The following is a 17,535-nucleotide window of genomic DNA, read 5'->3' on the forward strand; positions in this document are numbered from 1 at the left end:
ACTACGGGGATTTTTCGCCAGCCCGAATAGCGCAAACCCGCGCTTTGCCGCGGTCATTTCCAGGCCGCATGTATCATTTGCGCCGCTTTTTCCGCAATCATCACGGTGGGCGAGTTCGTATTACCAGAAGTAATGTACGGCATGATGGAGGCATCGACGACGCGCAAACCGGCCACGCCGAGCACGCGTAGCTGGCTGTCGACGACGCTCGATGCATCGCCTGTCACGCCCATGCGGCAAGTACCCACCGGGTGAAAGATGGTGGTGCCGATCTGGCTGGCCGCCTGCGCCAGCTCTTCCTCGCTCTGGAATTGCACGCCAGGCTTGTATTCCTGCGGCGCAAATTTTTTCAGGGCCGGCGCGGCGGCGATGGCGCGCGTCAGGCGCAAGGCGTCGGCAGCGACCTTGCGGTCCGGCTCGGTACTCAGGTAATTGGGCACAATCTTCGGCGCCACATAGCTGTCGGCCGACCCGATGTGCACATGACCACGCGAGGTGGGGCGCAAATTGCAGACACTGGCCGTAAACGCGGGAAACGCATGCAGCGGTTCGCCGAATTTATCCAGGGAGAGCGGCTGCACGTGATATTGCAGGTTCGGCGTGGCTTGCTGCGGATCGGACTTGGCGAACGCGCCCAGCTGCGACGGCGCCATCGACATGGGCCCGCTCTGAAATAGCGCATATTGCAAGCCGATCTGCATCTTGCCGACAATATTGCTGGCCATCACGTTCAAAGTCTTGACGCCCTGCACTTTAAAGACCATGCGCAGCTGCAAGTGATCCTGCAAATTGCCGCCTACGCCAGGAGAGTCCAGCACGGGCGTGATGCCGTGTTCGCGCAGCAAGGCGGCCGGGCCGATACCGGACAGTTGCAGCAATTGGGGCGATCCGATGGCCCCCGCCGTCAGCAAGGTTTCCCGTTTGGCCGTCGCCTGCCACTGCGTGCCGCCGCCCGTAAACACGATGCCCGTGCAGCGCGGCCCCGATTCGGTGGTCTCCAGCAGCAGACGTTCCACGTGGCAACCCGTCATGATGGTCAGATTCGACCGGCGCGACGCCGGTTTCAGGAACGCTTTCGAGGTATTCCAGCGGATGCCGCGGCGCTGGTTGACGTCGAAATAGGCGCTGCCGCTATTATCTCCGCCATTGAAATCGCTGGTTTTCGGAATGCCGACTTGCTGCGCCGCATCGCGGAAAGCATTCAAAATATCCCACGACAGCCGCTGTTTTTCCACGCGCCATTCGCCGCCCGCACCATGGTTTTCCGACGCGCCGCCGTAATAATCCTCGCTTTGTTTAAATAGCGGCAAGACTTTGTCCCAGCGCCAGGAGGCGTCGTCCGTCAGGTCGGCCCAGTGGTCGTAATCGCCGGCCTGGCCGCGCATATAGATCATGCCGTTGATGGAAGAGCTGCCCCCGAGCACTTTTCCGCGCGGATACATCAGGCTGCGCCCGCCCAGGCCCGCGTCCGCCTGCGTGGAATACAGCCAGTCCGTGCGGGGATTACCGATGCAATGCAGATAGCCGACGGGGATGTGGATCCACACGTAATCGTCCTTGCCGCCCGCTTCCACGAGTAAAACGTTGGCATCCTTGTCGCGTGTGAGCCGATTGGCCAGCACGCAACCTGCCGTACCGCCGCCCACGATGATGTAGTCGTATTCGCCTGCCGATTCCAATGAAGCTCCTTTCGGTATGCCATCAAGCTGTCGCGCGGCGTGTCTCCCCACCGCGTCCCGTTACCAGAGTCTGTCTTTCTTCATGCATGCATGGCTGTTGAGCCAGATTGAGATTACCACCAGTGCCGGGCCAGGGCGACATTAATCGTGGCGAGCCTCGCGACAAGCTAAAAAGCCGGGCAAAACAGGGGTCGCAAGCTGTGGATAACCGTATGGATATCCACAGGGACGATATGTGCGTAAACGAAAAATTTTTTCGGCGGCGTTTTTTTGTCCAGAAACCGTCCCACGCAGATACAACCCTTACTCAGCGCTTATCCGCACGCCAAGCGATTGTTTACAAGGATAAATCGGGACTTATCCACAGAAGATGCCGCCGTTAACTACTATTACTATTCTTGTATACGATCTTATTAAGGTAAACCCGACAACGCGCGCTTTGCCTGTGCTTGACCTTCGGAAAGGTTCGCAAGCCTGTCCTCAAAAAAAGCCGACGAGCTGCTTTGGCTGACAAAAAAAATCGTGCCAACAACTGAGCGACGAAAACCGGCACGCCGGCATCACGCGCACTGCACTGCCAAACCGTTTTGCAAAATGGAAACGTCAACCGGCTTGAGCAGGCACAGGGCCAGCAAGCGGTTCGATGTCGAAAAGAGGGGGGATTTGAAGCGATTGTGGATAAGTCACTTGATATCCACAGGATGACTTGTGAGTAAACACGAACATTTGCGCAGGCCCGCATTTTATACAATTTTGCTCCTCGCGTGATACAGCGATTATGCACGCTTTATTTTGCGCGTAAACGCTTGATCCTGTTGAAAAAAAGTGACTTATCCACAGAAAAAACCGCGTTTACTATTACTACTATTTTTATATATAGATCTATTGTAAACCGACAAAAAAAGCGGAAGTCCGGGGATATTTCCAAAAAGCATGCAAAAAACGTCAAAGAAAAAAGCCAACGGCAACAGCGCGACCCACTGCCAAACCGTCTTCCAGGAATCACCTCGATGCCAAGGTCCGTGAAAGAACAACGTTCGTGAACGCTTAAGGTTGATTGCCAAACAGGGATCTGAACGTATGAAGCACATTAAACATGCCACTACAGCAAGAAAACCCGTGATTTTTGCTTGCCACTGTGGATAAGTGTCTGCATATCCACAGGATGAGATGTGGGAAAAGTCGTTCTTTGTCCACAGCTCAATTTTTATCCCAAACAAGTCCTCGCTGGATACAATGCTTGTGCGCCTACTTTTTTGTGCGCTAAGTCGATGATTTTTAGACGGTATACCGACTTATCCACAAAAAAATGGCCGTTTACTATCACTACTATTTTTATGTATACATCTTTATTTAAAACACAGAGACAAACGCGAACGGTGGAAAAGTCGCCCAAACGGCTGTTTTCACCCTGTAAACCGTCTTGCAATGCAAAAAACCTGTAAAAACAGCATGAATTCACACAAAAAAATGCGTTTAGGCATCATCAGTGCCTTGCACGAAGAACAGCAGGGGCTGGTAGAGGCCATGCAAGGCCCCCAGAGGCGTTCGCACGGCATGCGCGACTACACCCTTGGGACCTTGTGGAATATCGACGCTGTGTGCGTCCTGTCGCGTCTGGGCAAGGTTGCCGCTGCCATGACAGCTTCTATCCTTGTGGAAAAGTACGAAGTTACCCACATCGTCTTCACCGGCGTGGCCGGCAGTGGCGATAAACACGTGAAAGTCGGCGACATCGTGGTGGCGGAATCGCTGCTGCAGCACGATATGGACGCCCGACCTTTATTTCCCCGCTTCGAAGTACCGCTGACGGGACTGCAGCGCTTCGCTACGGATCTGGAACTGAGCACGCAACTGGCCGCCGCCGCGGAAGATTTTTTGCGTGACGATGTTTCCAGCGTGCTCAAGGCGGCCGATATCGTGGCATTTGGCTTGCAGCACGCGCAAGTCCACCGGGGCCTGATCGCCAGCGGCGACCAGTTCATCAGCAGCGCCGCGCATCTGCACCAGCTCAAAGTGGATATCCCCGACCTGCTGGCCGTCGAAATGGAAGGCGCCGCCGTGGCGCAAGTCTGTTTTGAACTCGGTGTGCCGTTTACCGTCATGCGCACCATTTCCGACAACGCGAACGAAGAGGCGGCCGTCGACTTCATGCGTTTCGTGCAAACGGTTGCTTCGCCGTACGCGTTCACGGTGATTCAGCAGCTATGCCAGCGCCTGGCCGGGTGATTTTTCAGCTAGCGTGCATAAAAAAAGGGCAGAACCACTGGTTCTGCCCTTTTTGCGTTGATGACCTGCTTAAATATTAGACGCTGAGCATCATTAAACTCGCATTACCGCCCGCCGCTGTCGTATTCACGCACAGCGCCCGCTCAGCGACCAGGCGCCACAGGGGGATGACACCCTCCTGCGTGGTGGCGATGGTGCCCACCAGGGCCCCTTCCCGTGCCGCCAGCAGCGGTTTGAGCTGGTCATCGAGACTCGGCTCGATCATGGCGATCTGGAAATCATGCTTGACCGACTCCAGGTTGCTGACGACCTGGATGCGGTCCTTCAGCGCCGCCGGCAAGTCGCCCGGGATCAACTCCGGCGCCTGCGCCAGCACCAGGGCCTGGTTTCCGGTGGCCAGCACGGCCGCCAGCTGGTTCATCAAGGTGCCGGAGGTGGCTGCCGCGCACAGAATCGTGCCCCGCGCGGCAAAGCTCAGGGTATTGCGCTCGCCCGTCGGGCCTGGCAAGACGGTGGTGCTGCCCAGCAAGGTCGTGCGCGCGTATTCCTGCGCCAATTGCTCGACCTTGTCGTGGCCATGCATCTTGGCCCAGACGGTCAGCGCGTCGAGCGCGGGCGGTGCCTGGCGCTGGTGCTGCACACCGGCCGGCGCATTGCGCTGCAGGCGTTTCAGGTACAGGGGGCCGCCCGCCTTCGGACCGGTGCCCGATTTGCCTTCGCCGCCGAACGGCTGCACGCCGACGACGGCACCGACGATGTTGCGGTTCACATAAATATTGCCCACGTGCGCGCGTTTGGTGATGAAATCGATGGTTTCATCGATGCGCGTATGGATGCCCAGGGTCAAACCGTAACCGCTGTCGTTGATCGATTGCACCAGTTGCGGCAGTTCAGCCCGCTTGTAGCGGATCACGTGCAGTACGGGGCCGAAGACTTCCTGCGTCAATTGCGCCAGCGACTTGATTTCCAGCACGGTCGGGGCGACGAACGTGCCTTTGACGGTCGGTAAATCGAGCGAATAATGGTCGATGGCCATGGTTTTCATCTTGTTGATGTGCGCCAGCAGATTGCTTTGCGCTTCCGCATCGATGACGGGACCGATATCGGTGGCCAGACGGTCAGGATTGCCAACGCGCAATTCCTGCATGGCGCCTTTCAGCATGTGGATGGTCTTGTCGGCGATTTCCGTTTGCAGGAACAGCACGCGCAAGGCCGAGCAGCGCTGGCCGGCGCTGTCGAAAGCGGACGACATCACGTCTTGCACCACTTGCTCCGGCAAGGCGGACGAATCGACGATCAGGGCATTCTGGCCACCCGTTTCGGCGATCAGGGGAATGTCGATGCCTTCGGCCACGGCACGCGCGGCCAGATTGCGGTTGATCAATTGCGCCACTTCCGTCGAGCCCGTGAAAATCACGCCTTTGACGCGCGCGTCATTGCACAGGCCGGCACCGACGATCTCGCCGCTGCCGGGCAAAAATTGCAGCGCACCGCGCGGCACGCCGGCCGCATGCAGCAATTGCACGGCGCGGTGGGCGATCAGCGGCGTTTGCTCGGCCGGCTTGGCCAGCACCACGTTGCCGGCGGCCAGGGCGGCGGCCAGTTGACCCGTGAAGATGGCCAATGGAAAATTCCACGGGCTGATACAGGTGACGGGACCGAGCGCCAGGGTCGCCGGCGCGTGTTCCACCTGCGCCGCGTAATAGCGCAGGAAGTCGACGGCTTCGCGGATTTCCGCGATCGCGTTCGGCAGCGACTTGCCCGCTTCGCGCACGGCCAGGGCCATCAGCTCGATATGGTGCTCTTCGAACAGGTCGGCCGCGCGTTGTAACGCTTGTGCGCGCAGCGACGGTTCTGTTGTTTGCCACTCGATGGCATACGCGCTGGCGCTGGCCAGCGCCGTTTCCACGTCGGCCGGACCGGCTTCCATGACCTTGCCCACGACATCGTCGTGCTGGGCCGGGTTGTGCAGCATGTGCGTGGGGCCATTCAGGCTGACGGCGCCATCAATCAGCGGCGCTGCCTGCCATGTTTGCTGCTGCGCCAGGCCGGTGGCCAAGGTGCGCAAGGTGTCTTCATTCGACAGGTCCAGGCCGGCCGAGTTCCTGCGTTCGCTGCCAAACATGTCCAGCGGCAACGGGATCGACGGGTGCGGCAAGCCGCCCTGCAGGCGCGCCTGTTCCAGCGGATCGCGGATCAGGCTATCGATGGCCACGCTTTCGTCGACGATCTGATTGACGAACGACGAGTTGGCGCCGTTTTCCAGCAGGCGGCGCACCAGGTAGGCCAGCAGGGTTTCATGCGAGCCGACGGGCGCGTAGATGCGGCACGGCTTGTCGAGATTGTCGGGGCCGACGACCTGGTCGTACAGCGTCTCGCCCATGCCGTGCAGGCACTGGAATTCGTAGTCGGTGATGCCGTCGCGCTTTGCCCAGGTATAGATGGTCGCCAGGGTTTGCGCGTTGTGCGTGGCAAATTGTGGATAGATCAGGCTGCTGGCGGCCAGCAGTTTTTGCGCGCACACGAGGTAAGAGACGTCCGTGTAGACCTTGCGCGTGTAGACGGGATAGCCTTCCTGGCCATCGACTTGCGCGCGTTTGACTTCCGCATCCCAATACGCGCCCTTGACCAGGCGCACCATGAACTTGCGGCCGCTGCGGTGCGCCAGGTCGACCAGGAAATCGATGGCGTAGGGGCAGCGTTTTTGATACGCCTGCACCACATAGCCGATGCCGTCGAAACCGGCCAGGTCCGCATCGAAAGCCAGTGCTTCCATCAGGTCGAGCGACAGTTCCAGGCGATCCGTTTCTTCCGCATCGATGTTGAAGCCGATGTTGTACTGTTTGGCCAGCAACAGCAGCGCTTTGACCTTCGGCAGCAATTCTTCCATGACGCGGGCGCGCTGGGCGCGGCTATAGCGCGCGTGCAGGGCCGACAGTTTCACGGAAATGCCGGGGCCGTTGCGGATGCCGCGGCCGTTCGACGCCTTGCCGATGGCGTGGATCGCCGTTTCGTACGAAGCGTAGTAGTTGGCCGCGTCGGCTTGCGTCAGGGCCGCTTCGCCCAGCATGTCGTACGAGTAACGGTAGCCGCGCGTTTCATTCTCGCGGCTGTTCTTCAACGCTTCCTCGATGGTTTGCCCTGTCACGAACTGGTTGCCCAGCATGCGCATGGCCAGGTCGACGCCCTTGCGGATCAGCGGTTCGCCGCCTTTGGCGATGAGCTTGGTCATGGCCGAGCCGAGACCCGATTCGCTGCTGGTACTGACCAGTTTGCCCGTAATCAGCAAGCCCCAGGTGGCGGCATTGACGAACAGCGACGGCGATTCGCCCAGATGCTTCTTCCAGTCGCCCTTGCTGATTTTGTCGGCGATCAGGCGATCGGCCGTTTGACTGTCGGGTATACGCAACAGCGCTTCAGCCAGACACATCAATGCAACACCCTCTTCCGACGACAGCGAGAACTCGTGCATCAGCGCATCGACGCCGGAGGCGCGTGTGCGTTTGTGGCGCACGTTCGAGACGAGGCGGTGTGCCAGCGCTTGTCCCTCGGCCGTCGTTTCGGTACTGCTGGGGCGCACCTGTTGCAACAGCCACTGCACGGCGGAAACCTCATCGCGCCTATAGGCGGTGGTGATGGCGGCGCGTTGTGGTGTCGCTTCGGGCAGGATTTCTGCCTGGAACGCAGCAAAAGGAATCGGGGTAAAAGCCGAGGGGCCTGCAGGGTGCATAAGTGCTCTTTACAAGGAAAAGGGGACGAAAACGGACGTAATTCTTGCTCTTTTTTGGTGCAAAAAAATACAGAAAGTCGGACGTTAAGATGATTCGATTGTAAAGGGGATTCTTATGGATTAATTCTGGTAATACAGGGGACTAGCAATAGATAGTTTTTGATGCGACAATTTAACCAAATAATATTAATTTGGGGGTGATAGGAATGCTGGACAAGATCAGTAAGAAAATCTTGATGGAATTGCAGAGCGATGGACGCATCAGCAATGTGGAGCTGGCCGCGCGCGTGAACCTGTCGCCGGCCGCCTGCCTGGAGCGCGTGCGCAAATTGCACGAATCCGGTTACATCATGGGCTATACGGCCCAGTTGAACCCGCAGTTGCTCGACGTGTCGCTGCTGGTGTTCATCGAAGTGGTGCTCGATCGCACGACACCGGAAGTGTTCGACGCCTTCAAGCATAGCGTACAAATCATCCCAGAGGTATTGGAATGTCATATGGTCGCTGGCGGTTTCGATTACCTGGTCAAGGCGCGCGTCAAGGACATGGCCGCCTACCGCGAATTCCTGGGCAAGACGCTGTTGCAGAAAGGTGTGCGGGAAACCCACACTTATGCCGTCATGGAAGAGGTCAAAAACACCACCAAATTGCCAATTAAGTGACCTCGGTGTAGCCGCCCCACTTTTCTGATTGAGCTATCGGAACAAATGTTGTAGGGTAGAACTACAATTCTGCTATCCGGTAGCCGCCTGAAACGCCGCGCAGACGTGACGTTCAGGGTGCAAGGTGGGCAATCGTGCCCACCCGCATACGGTTACAGCACGTCCCCTCAACGGGACGTGACGGGTTCGCGCAGCGGGGGACAAATGAAGCAGTTGCAGCATCAGCTGGTGCGTTTCTTTGTATTCACGATCCTGGCCATGGCCGTCGCCTGTTGCCTGGCCTATATGCTGCTGCTGTCGGGCGGCGACCATCCGTATCTGATTGCCTGCGTGGCTGCCGCCATCGGCGCTGCGCTGCTGGCGTTCGCCGGCCGTGCGCGCGGCGAGCCGGGCTTGCACCAGTTCGCCGACACGGTGGGCAACGCCATCGACGCCATCATGATCGGCGCGGCGGAAACCTCGTATTTTGTCGATTCCGTCAAACAGAAGGTGGAACTCGATGTCCGCACGGCCAGCGACATCGCCGACAGTTCCGCACAAAATGCCGTGATGACGGAAAAGATCGCCGCCAATGCGGAACGGGCCGCCAAGGTGGCCGCCGGCGTGCGCGTGGAAAGCGTGGCGGCGCGCGCCGAAGTGGATCAGGGCTTGCGCCGCATCAATAAGGCCCGCGAGGAAGCGCAAGGCGCCTCCAGCACCATGCTGAGCTTGCAGGACAAATCCAAACGCATCACGGGCTTTACGGAAGCCATTTCCGATATTTCCGCGCGCACCAACTTGCTGGCGCTGAACGCCGCCATCGAAGCGGCGCGCGCCGGCGAACATGGGCGCGGTTTTGCCGTGGTGGCCGGCGAAGTGCGGCAATTGGCGCAGCGCACCAAGGAAGCCTCCGATGAAATCAGCGTGATGGTGCGCGAAATCAATGAACAAGCGGAAAAAGCCGCGCGTGGCATGAGTTCGCTCGCGGCCGGCGTGACGGAAGCGGCGCGCAATGTGGAAAGCGTGCATGCCTCATTGAGCCATATCGAGGAATCGTCGGGCGAATCCGAGGAAGAGATCGGGCAAATCGCCCGCGCCTCGCGCGAACACGTCGAGACGACGCAGCTGATCGCCGACGCCATCCTGCAAATCCGCGACAGCATGCTGTCGACGAATGTCGAATTGCCGCGTGCCACGCAGTCGGCCATGGCGCTGGCAGAGCGGGCCGAGGCGATCGCCGGCGCTTTGGGCGAATCGAGTGTGGCCACGCCGCACGACGAGATCCGTGAGACGGCCCAGCACGCGGCGCGCGAGGTGGGCAAACTGTTCGAGCAGGCGATCGCTTCGGGGCGCATCACGCGCGAAGCCCTGTTCGACCGCCACTACCGGCCCATCCCGAACACCAATCCGCCCAAGCACAACACGAAGTTCGATGCGTTTACGGACAAGGTGCTGCCGGAGCTGCAGGAAGGCGTGCTGGCGGCATTGCCCCATCTGGCGTATGCGGGCGCCGTCGACAACAATGGATACTTTCCAACGCACAACAAGAAGTTTTCCCAGCCGCTGACGGGCGATTACGCCACCGACATCGTGAATAACCGCACCAAGCGCATCTTCAGCGACCGTACGGGCAAGCGCTGCGGCAGTAACACCAAGGCCTTCCTGTTGCAGACCTATAAGCGCGACACGGGCGAGGTCATGCACGATTTATCCGTGCCCATCCACGTCGATGGCAAGCACTGGGGCGGTTTCAGAATTGGGTACAGGTCCAGCAATCACGCATAGCAAAACGCCTGATGAGAGATCATCAGGCGTTTTTTCTTGGGCCGGTTACGGTTACTCAATATGCGGCTTGGGTGCCACGCCGCCGCCGGCCGCCGTCGCCGTCCGTAAAGTGGGCGTGTTCATGCTTTCCAGGTGGTTGCGCAGCCACTTGTGGGCGGGGCTGCGGGCGTCGCGCTCGTGCCACAGCATGTCCAGGTGGACGGCCGGCAGGGTCAATGGCAAATCCTTGTACAGCAAGGACTCCGTCATGCCCGTCGAGGCGATCAGATGACGTGGCAAGACGGTGATCAGGTCGGAATTGGCCACCACGCGCCCTGCCGTGAAGAACTGGTTGACCGTCAGCAAGATGCGCCGTTCGCGGTGGATCTGCGACAGCGCTTCGTCGATCAAGCCATGTGCGCGGCCGGAAAAGCTCACCAATAAATGGTTGGCCGCGCAATAGTTATCCAGGGTCAATTCCTTGTCGGCCAGCGGATGGCCACGCCGCATCACGCACACATACTTGCCGGAATATAGGCGCTCGTGACGGATGGGCGAACCCGTTTCGCTCGACAATTGCGCCGCCACGCCGGGAAAGAAGCCCACGGCCAGGTCGATATCGCCGCGCAGCAACATGGGACGCGGTTCGCGCGTGGTCAGCGGCATCATGCGCACGTTGACGCCCGGCGCTTCGCGTTCGATCGAGCGCATCAGCGAGGGCAGCCAGAAGGCGGCCGTCGCATCGGCCATGGCCATGCGGAACGTGGCGTGGGTCTTCGACACGTCGAAGGTTTCCGGCGTGACGGCCGCTTCCAGGCTGGCCAGGGCCGAGCGCACGGACGGCCACAGCGCTTCGGCGCGGGGCGTGGGTTTGACGCCATATGCCGTGCGGATCAGCAATTCGTCACCGAGGCTCTCGCGCAGGCGTTTGATGGCGTTCGATACCGCCGGCTGCGTCATCGCCAGGTGGCCGGCTGCGCGCGTCAGGTTTTGTTCCGTCATGACGGCGTCGAAAACACGCAGCAAGTTCAGATCCAGCGTCAGAAAACTCATGGAAAGCCCAAGATAAAAGTTGAATTGATTACTTGAGAGTGTAAACCGCGCCGGGCGCGAATATTTTCACTCGTCAAAAAATATTACCGTTTTCCATTCACGATTCATATAATTGGTATCAAGAAATGGAATTAGATTTATATGTTGCACTGCACTATAGTACTGGCAAATTCTATAATGCACTGGAACAGTATGTCTACCTTCGCCTCCGCCCTGTACGCAGTATCCGCACCCGTGCTGGAAATTTCCCTGCTGAACGCCCTGCAACTCGTGCTGGTGATCGTCGCCGTCGGCGCCTTCGCCCTGCTGTTCAAGCCTTTGCTGGTGGGCATTGCCCGTGCCATGGTGCTGGTGGTGCGTCCCAAGCTGAGCCGCGAGGAGCGCCTGGCGCGCCAGCAGATGCGCGAAGCGCAAGCCTTGCAACGTACCTTGGGCAAGATGGATGGCGTGTCGCCAAGCAATGCCGCCGAATTGCGCGCCCTGTCGACGCGCGCCTGAGCGATCAACTGTTGCAATGACAAGCCGGCCTGCGCCGGCTTTTTTTACGCCAGTCGCCAGCCGATTACGCCACGTCGCCCAGCAAATGTGCGCGCAACACCGTGTCGGCCGGATGGGCGCCGATCCAGATTTTCAGCAGCGCATTGTAAAAGGCCAGGTCCGGCACCGTGTCGCCCACCTGTTTGCCGTTCAGCTTGCACAACGTCCCCTCTTCCGGCAGCCAGTCCACGGTGAGAATGTCGCCCTTTTTCAGGCCGGGCACCATGGCGAACATGGCGCCGAACTGCATCGTCTGGCTCAGCAGGCGCGTGCGGTCGGCCTGCTCGGAACTGCGCTTCAAGCCCTGCATGAAGGCGTGACCCAGCTCGTCGGAAGTGATGTCGCGCAGCATGACGATTTCCAGACGGCGCGGCCCGGGCAGCGCCAGGATGTCGGCCAGCTGGGTTTTCTTTTCCGGCAGGTACAGCGCAATCGTGTAGACCTTGAAGATGACCTTGTAGCGCACGCCGGCGCCGTTGAGTTTCAATTCGCGGCTGGCCAGTTGCACGGTCTCGTCCAGTTTGACGCCGCCTACCTCGACGGCCAGCGCTGCTTGCGCCAGGGCGGCGCACAGGCAGGCACAAGCCAGGGAGCGGCCCAAACGGGATGTGCTTATTTGCATCTTCTACCTCCGTGGAAACCATGGGCTGTGGATAAGTCAGCACACAGTGTAGAACAGTTGGCAGAAGCTGGCGCCACGCAGAAGTGGCGCGGGAGAAAGGCTTAGGTTTTGGCGGCGGGCAGCTCGGCCTGCAGGCGTTCGTACTTGGCCATCAATTGCTCCGGGCTTTCGCGCCAGGCGGGATTGAAGGGGATGCAACTGACGGGGCACACTTGCTGGCATTGCGGCTCGTCAAAGTGACCCACGCATTCGGTGCACTTGTTGGGATCGATTTCATAGATTTCCGCGCCCATGTAGATCGCGTCATTCGGGCATTCGGGCTCGCAAATGTCGCAATTGATGCATTCGTCGGTGATCAGTAATGCCATGATTTCACTCTTACTTATTGCGATGAGGCAGCGTTGGCGGCAATCTTGTTTTGCAGCCAGCGGTTCACCGAGGGGAAGACAAACTTGGAGACGTCGCCGCCCAGTGCCGCGATTTCGCGCACGATGGTGCCCGAAATGAACTGGTACTGGTCGGACGGTGTCAGGAACATGGTTTCGACATCGGGCAGCAGGTAGCGGTTCATGCCCGCCATCTGGAATTCGTATTCGAAGTCGGAAACGGCGCGCAAGCCGCGCACGATGACGCGCGCTTCATGTTTGCGCACGAAATCCTTGAGCAAGCCGGAAAAGCTTTCCACTTGTACATTCGGATAGTGACCGAGGACTTCGTTGGCGATTTCCAGGCGTTCGTCGAGCGAGAAAAACGGTTGCTTGTTCTTGCTGTCGGCCACACCGACGATCAGCTTGTCAAACAGACCCGATGCGCGGCGCACCAAATCTTCATGACCGCGCGTGAGCGGATCGAATGTTCCTGGATAAACGGCTACAACCATTGCGGCTCCCTGATGATGCACCAATATAGACGCGCATTATGCCTGAAATTGGTGACCACCTTGGTGCTGCGCCTCGGGCCAGGGAGCTTTTTTGCCTCATTTATAGGCAGATTCAGGCAGTTGGCGTCACTTTGTTGTAAGTTAGCAAATGATAATAAACGGTGCCCGCCTTGTCGGCACGGATGACTTCCCACGGCGCCATCCACTCGGGTTTGTCCAGTTCGCTGCTCTCGTCGAAGACCAGCGGCAAGCCCGATTCCGCGTAGACCATGCCGCCTTCCTTGAGCAGGTTGGCGCACAGGGGCAGCACTTTCGCCAGGAAATCCTGCTGGTACGGCGGGTCGAGGAAGATCAGGTCGAAACGCTGGCCGCGCGCTGCCAGGCCTTGCGCCGTCAGCAGGGCGTCGCCGCGCAGCAGTTGCACATTCTCGGCGCGCAATTTCGCCTTGTTTTCTTCCAGCTGGCGGATCACGGGCGTGTGCGTATCGACCATGGTGACGGATGCCGCGCCGCGGCTGGCCGCTTCAAAACCCAGTGCGCCGCTGCCGGCGAACAGGTCCAGCACCTGGGCGTTGGACCAGTCGCCGTCGCGCAAGTGGTTGATCCAGTTGAACACGGTTTCGCGCACGCGGTCCGGTGTCGGGCGCAGGCCCAGTGCCTGCAAGACAGGCAGCACGGAACGCTTCCACTGGCCGCCGATGATGCGCACCTGGTTCGGTGGCGGCGCGTGGTGGACGGGGACTTTGGCGGGTTTTTTAATTTTCTTTTGCATGGGTATTTCTTCAATTCGGTGGCGGCCACTATAGCATATGGCCCCCTCCCCCCTGCTGGCGCTGCCTGTCTATTTGGCTTGCGTGACCAGGGAATTGAAATCGTCGATCCAGCCCTGCATGCGCTTGACGGCGTGGGCTTTTTGCGCCAGCGTGGCGATCTTGATGACCGTCAAGACCATCTGCGCCGTGCTGCTTTCGTAAGCGTCAAAAAAGGCCTTGCGCTCGGAATGTTCCAGGCGCTCGAAACTGTCCTTGATCAACGTCGTGATCAAGGTAGCGGCCGCTTCCTTGCCGAGTTTTTCCTGGTTGACTTTCTTGACCAGGTTCAAGACGTTCTGTTGGCGCCGCATGCGTTCGTCGAGCCAGATCTCATTGTTCAGCGGACGCGCGTCCGAGGCCTTGCGGATGATCGCTTCCTGCTCGCTGCTGAAGCTGCCGAACCACAGTTCGAATTGCTCCATGGCTTTCTTGTAGCGCAGTTTCTGGCGCTTCTCCTGGTCGCCGCTCAGGTATTTCTTGCGGTAATCATCATTGTTCGACTTGAACTTCTTTTCCATCTGCGCGATTTGCTCGGGCTTGAGCGAGCGCGCCAGGTCGGCCAGTTCGGGCGCCGCCTTCAGCAGCAGCGCCTGGGTGCGCTGCTTGATCTCGCTGTAGTCGCTCATCAGGTCAGCCTGCGTGATATTGCCTTGCAGCTGCTTCTGGCCCGTGCGCAGGATGTCCACGTAATCCTTCAATTGCGTCTTGCGGTGCCAGTCGAACAGCTTGTCGATGTCGTCGCGCACCCAGCCCTTCTGGTCGCGGTCCAGGTCGACATATGCGTTCAGCCACCAGTACAGCACGGTATCGCCATTGTTGTAGGCCAGGCGCAAGCCGCTGCAGCCGGCCATGACGACGAGCATGAGGGCCAGCACGGCATAAGTAAAACGCCCAAAGGGCGTGGAAGACGGGACCTGCGTGTTAAACTTTTTCATATTCTTAACTTATAAAATTACGGTCTATGAACGTTGTCATTCTCGCTGCCGGTATGGGCAAACGCATGCAGTCGGCACTGCCCAAGGTATTGCACCCGTTGGCCGGCAAGCCGCTGTTGTCGCACGTCATCGACACGGCGCGCGGCCTGGCGCCGTCCCGATTATGCGTGATTTACGGGCATGGGGGCGCAGCGGTGCTGAAGTTGCTCGACGGCTACAAGACCAGCCATGCTCTGACGATCGACGCCGCCGAGCAAACGCAGCAGTTGGGCACCGGCCATGCGGTGCAGCAAGCCGTGTCCTTGCTCGATGACAGCGTGCCGACCCTGATCCTGTACGGCGACGTGCCGCTGACCAGCGCCGCCTCCCTGCAGCAACTGGTGCAGGCGGCCGGCAAGGACAAGCTGGCCATCCTGACCGTGGAACAGGACGATCCGTTTGGCCTGGGCCGCATCGTGCGCGAGCACGGCGCCATCGTGCGCATCGTCGAGGAAAAGGATGCCACGCCAGCAGAGCGCGCCATCCGCGAAATCAACAGCGGCATCATGGTCGCGCCCACCGTGCAGCTCAAGCAATGGCTGTCGGCCTTGTCGAATGACAATGCCCAGGGGGAATACTATCTGACCGATATCGTCGCGCAAGCCGTCGCCGATGGCGTGGCCGTCACCTCGGCCCACCCGGCTGCCGTGTGGGAAGTGGCGGGCGTCAACAGCAAGGTGCAACTGGCGCAGCTGGAACGCATTCACCAGAACAATATCGCGCAAGCCTTGCTGGAACGGGGCGTGACCCTGCTGGACCCGGCCCGCATCGACGTGCGCGGCGAACTCATTTGCGGCCGCGATGTCACCATCGACGTCGGCTGCGTGTTTGAAGGCCGCGTGGAACTGGGCGACGGCGTGCGCGTGGGCGCCAACAACGTCATCATCAACGCCACGGTGGCCGCTGGCGCGCACATCAAGCCGTTCTGCCATATCGAGGACGCCGTCGTCGGCGCCGCTTCCATCATCGGCCCCTACGCGCGCCTGCGCCCCGGCACGGTCTTGGCGGAAGACGTGCATATCGGTAACTTCGTTGAAGTGAAAAACAGCCAGATCGCCGCGCACAGCAAGGCCAATCACCTGGCCTACATCGGCGACGCCACCATCGGCTCGAAGGTCAACATCGGCGCCGGCACGATCACTTGCAACTACGATGGTGTAAACAAGTTCCGCACGGTGATTGAAGACGACGTGTTTATCGGCAGCGACAGCCAGCTGATCGCACCCGTCACCGTCGGCAAGGGCGCCACCTTGGGCGCCGGTACGACCTTGTCGAAAGATGCGCCGGCCGGCAAGCTGACGGTCTCGCGCGCGCGGCAAGTGACCATCGACGGCTGGACGCGTCCCGTAAAAATCCCCAAGTAAGCGATACCGCCCTCATCCGGCATGACGCCGCCAGCCTGTCCGGGCTGGCGGCGTTTTTTTATGCCTGTGGATAATCCTGTGGAAAGTTGGCTGGCAACCTGGGATAAGTCACCACCTTATTTCCATCAGGTATTTCCACTATATTTTGGAGTGTGGATAAACATGTGAACAAGCATGCGGACAAGTGATGGATAAGCCCGGTATAAGCTGCGTATAAACTGTAAAAAACCTGTGGAAAAGACGGGATAAGTTATCCGGCCCAGCTTGGCGCTCCAGGAGGCAAGCCAGTCTCGCAGACTATGAAAGTATCGTCATATTTTTGTCTGTCCGGATTGTGGATAAGCTTGTGCATAGTTTGCGGATAAGCCATGAATAACTTATAAGTCCCTGTATTAAAAGGATATTTAAGGAATTTTTGTAAAGCCTGGCTGTGGGTAAAGCTGTGCAAAAGCCTGTGATTAAAAGGTGGGCAAGCGATGGATAAGCCGGGATAAGTTTTATCCGGGAAGCGATGCACAATTATTGAGAAGGCTCGCACGAGGCTGGATGTGGCGGCCGTGGAAATCCGTGATTTTCATACTGTGGATAAACTTGTGCATAAGCGGGAAGAAAGGCCGGGATAAGCGGGGATAACTTCTCTGCCAGCAGGGTTTACACAGCGATGCGCGTCTCGAACTTGCTGCGAAACGTGGAAAAATAGCTTTTCACGTTGCGTACATTCGCATGCACGGCAAACAGGCGATGCGCCAGCGCGTGATACGCGGGCATGTCGGCCACCTGCACCATCAGCACGAAGTCGGGCCCGGGCGAGACGCGGTAGCATTGCAGTACGGCGGGCTCGTCCGCCACGAGCTGCTCGAATTCCGCCATGCGTTCAAACGCCTGCACGTCGAGCGTGATTTCCACGATGGCCGTCAGGCGCGCGCCCACCAGCTGCGGCGCGACGATGGCCACTTGCCGCTCGATGACGCCGCTTTCCCGTAAATGCTTGACCCTGCGCAAACATGTGGGCGCCGAGACGTGCACCGCTTGCGCCAGCTCGCTGTTGGTTTGCGACGCATCAATTTGCAAGGCATTCAGGATGCGACGATCGATTTCGTCGAGGGTAATATTGTGCTCGCTCATGATTTTGATGAATTGGAAAATATATTGAGTATAAATGAAATAATATTTCATCGTTAAATAGTCATGAAATATTCTGTCAAAAATATAAGGATTTAGAAAGCATATTTCACGCACTCTGCATTAGC

14 protein-coding genes are annotated in these 17,535 nt (G+C 58.8%); 5 read left to right on the forward strand and 9 right to left on the reverse strand.

What is annotated here, in order from left to right; genetic code table 11:
- Positions 1–53: 53 nt before the first annotated feature.
- Complete coding sequence (locus KY494_RS17700; protein WP_219887697.1) at positions 54–1,679, reverse strand: GMC family oxidoreductase; 1,626 nt, start codon at positions 1,677–1,679, stop codon at positions 54–56.
- Positions 1,680–3,131: 1,452 nt separating this feature from the next.
- Here KY494_RS17700 and KY494_RS17705 point away from each other — a divergent pair.
- On the forward strand, positions 3,132–3,908 hold the full coding sequence (locus KY494_RS17705; protein WP_258194299.1) for a 5'-methylthioadenosine/adenosylhomocysteine nucleosidase: 777 nt from the start codon (positions 3,132–3,134) through the stop codon (positions 3,906–3,908).
- A gap of 76 nt (positions 3,909–3,984) precedes the next feature.
- On the opposite strand, the gene putA is transcribed toward KY494_RS17705, so the two are convergent.
- Positions 3,985–7,638, reverse strand: coding sequence for a trifunctional transcriptional regulator/proline dehydrogenase/L-glutamate gamma-semialdehyde dehydrogenase (putA, locus tag KY494_RS17710; protein WP_219887698.1), 3,654 nt, complete (start codon positions 7,636–7,638; stop codon positions 3,985–3,987).
- A 206-nt stretch (positions 7,639–7,844) separates the two neighbouring features.
- On the opposite strand from putA, the gene KY494_RS17715 reads away from it, so the two are divergent.
- Positions 7,845–8,300, forward strand: coding sequence for an Lrp/AsnC ligand binding domain-containing protein (locus KY494_RS17715; RefSeq protein WP_010393827.1), 456 nt, complete (start codon positions 7,845–7,847; stop codon positions 8,298–8,300).
- Between the two features lie 204 nt (positions 8,301–8,504).
- Entirely contained in the window at positions 8,505–10,064 is a 1,560-nt protein-coding gene (locus tag KY494_RS17720; RefSeq protein ID WP_219887699.1) for a methyl-accepting chemotaxis protein, read from the forward strand.
- A 51-nt stretch (positions 10,065–10,115) separates the two neighbouring features.
- Here the strand turns inward: KY494_RS17720 and KY494_RS17725 are convergent, their stop codons facing one another.
- The gene (locus KY494_RS17725; protein WP_034752642.1) at positions 10,116–11,096 is read right to left on the reverse strand and encodes a LysR family transcriptional regulator; all 981 of its coding nucleotides are present in this window, start codon (positions 11,094–11,096) and stop codon (positions 10,116–10,118) included.
- 192 nt (positions 11,097–11,288) lie between these two features.
- Between KY494_RS17725 and KY494_RS17730 the strand changes: the two genes are divergently transcribed.
- Positions 11,289–11,594 carry a hypothetical protein gene (locus tag KY494_RS17730; protein WP_070218913.1) on the forward strand — a complete coding sequence of 102 codons (306 nt, stop codon included), beginning with the start codon at positions 11,289–11,291 and terminating at the stop codon, positions 11,592–11,594.
- A gap of 64 nt (positions 11,595–11,658) precedes the next feature.
- Here the strand turns inward: KY494_RS17730 and KY494_RS17735 are convergent, their stop codons facing one another.
- From KY494_RS17735 to KY494_RS17755, 5 genes are all read right to left on the reverse strand, one after another.
- On the reverse strand, positions 11,659–12,255 hold the full coding sequence (locus KY494_RS17735) for a chalcone isomerase family protein (RefSeq protein WP_219887700.1): 597 nt from the start codon (positions 12,253–12,255) through the stop codon (positions 11,659–11,661).
- A gap of 101 nt (positions 12,256–12,356) precedes the next feature.
- On the reverse strand, positions 12,357–12,623 hold the full coding sequence (locus KY494_RS17740) for a YfhL family 4Fe-4S dicluster ferredoxin (protein ID WP_034752637.1): 267 nt from the start codon (positions 12,621–12,623) through the stop codon (positions 12,357–12,359).
- A gap of 14 nt (positions 12,624–12,637) precedes the next feature.
- Positions 12,638–13,135 carry a pantetheine-phosphate adenylyltransferase gene (coaD, locus tag KY494_RS17745; RefSeq protein WP_034752633.1) on the reverse strand — a complete coding sequence of 166 codons (498 nt, stop codon included), beginning with the start codon at positions 13,133–13,135 and terminating at the stop codon, positions 12,638–12,640.
- A gap of 112 nt (positions 13,136–13,247) precedes the next feature.
- The gene (rsmD, locus tag KY494_RS17750; RefSeq protein WP_219887701.1) at positions 13,248–13,907 is read right to left on the reverse strand and encodes a 16S rRNA (guanine(966)-N(2))-methyltransferase RsmD; all 660 of its coding nucleotides are present in this window, start codon (positions 13,905–13,907) and stop codon (positions 13,248–13,250) included.
- 69 nt (positions 13,908–13,976) lie between these two features.
- Positions 13,977–14,882 carry a DUF6279 family lipoprotein gene (locus tag KY494_RS17755; RefSeq protein WP_219887702.1) on the reverse strand — a complete coding sequence of 302 codons (906 nt, stop codon included), beginning with the start codon at positions 14,880–14,882 and terminating at the stop codon, positions 13,977–13,979.
- Positions 14,883–14,908: 26 nt separating this feature from the next.
- Between KY494_RS17755 and glmU the strand changes: the two genes are divergently transcribed.
- A complete protein-coding gene (gene glmU, locus KY494_RS17760) occupies positions 14,909–16,285 on the forward strand; it encodes a bifunctional UDP-N-acetylglucosamine diphosphorylase/glucosamine-1-phosphate N-acetyltransferase GlmU (protein WP_219134130.1) in 1,377 nt (458 codons plus the stop codon).
- 651 nt (positions 16,286–16,936) lie between these two features.
- Here the strand turns inward: glmU and KY494_RS17765 are convergent.
- Positions 16,937–17,410: an Lrp/AsnC family transcriptional regulator gene (locus KY494_RS17765; protein ID WP_219887703.1), complete on the reverse strand. Its 474-nt coding sequence runs from the start codon at positions 17,408–17,410 to the stop codon at positions 16,937–16,939.
- Between the last annotated feature and the right edge of the window lie 125 nt (positions 17,411–17,535).

The sequence above is a fragment of the Janthinobacterium sp. PAMC25594 genome, assembly GCF_019443505.1.
Taxonomy (GTDB): Bacteria; Pseudomonadota; Gammaproteobacteria; order Burkholderiales; family Burkholderiaceae_D; genus Janthinobacterium.

Excerpts from the sequence above, each read along its gene's own strand:
- KY494_RS17715 (WP_010393827.1), top strand. The coding sequence starts at position 7,845 with ATGCTGGACAAGATCAGTAAGAAAATCTTGATGGAATTGCAGAGCGAT.
- KY494_RS17730 (WP_070218913.1), top strand. The coding sequence starts at position 11,289 with ATGTCTACCTTCGCCTCCGCCCTGTACGCAGTATCCGCACCCGTGCTG.
- KY494_RS17720 (WP_219887699.1), top strand. The coding sequence starts at position 8,505 with ATGAAGCAGTTGCAGCATCAGCTGGTGCGTTTCTTTGTATTCACGATC.
- KY494_RS17705 (WP_258194299.1), top strand. The coding sequence starts at position 3,132 with ATGAATTCACACAAAAAAATGCGTTTAGGCATCATCAGTGCCTTGCAC.
- KY494_RS17755 (WP_219887702.1), bottom strand. The coding sequence starts at position 14,882 with ATGAAAAAGTTTAACACGCAGGTCCCGTCTTCCACGCCCTTTGGGCGT.
- coaD (WP_034752633.1), bottom strand. The coding sequence starts at position 13,135 with ATGGTTGTAGCCGTTTATCCAGGAACATTCGATCCGCTCACGCGCGGT.
- KY494_RS17765 (WP_219887703.1), bottom strand. The coding sequence starts at position 17,410 with ATGAGCGAGCACAATATTACCCTCGACGAAATCGATCGTCGCATCCTG.
- KY494_RS17740 (WP_034752637.1), bottom strand. The coding sequence starts at position 12,623 with ATGGCATTACTGATCACCGACGAATGCATCAATTGCGACATTTGCGAG.
- KY494_RS17725 (WP_034752642.1), bottom strand. The coding sequence starts at position 11,096 with ATGAGTTTTCTGACGCTGGATCTGAACTTGCTGCGTGTTTTCGACGCC.
- putA (WP_219887698.1), bottom strand. The coding sequence starts at position 7,638 with ATGCACCCTGCAGGCCCCTCGGCTTTTACCCCGATTCCTTTTGCTGCG.
- KY494_RS17735 (WP_219887700.1), bottom strand. The coding sequence starts at position 12,255 with ATGCAAATAAGCACATCCCGTTTGGGCCGCTCCCTGGCTTGTGCCTGC.
- rsmD (WP_219887701.1), bottom strand. The coding sequence starts at position 13,907 with ATGCAAAAGAAAATTAAAAAACCCGCCAAAGTCCCCGTCCACCACGCG.
- glmU (WP_219134130.1), top strand. The coding sequence starts at position 14,909 with ATGAACGTTGTCATTCTCGCTGCCGGTATGGGCAAACGCATGCAGTCG.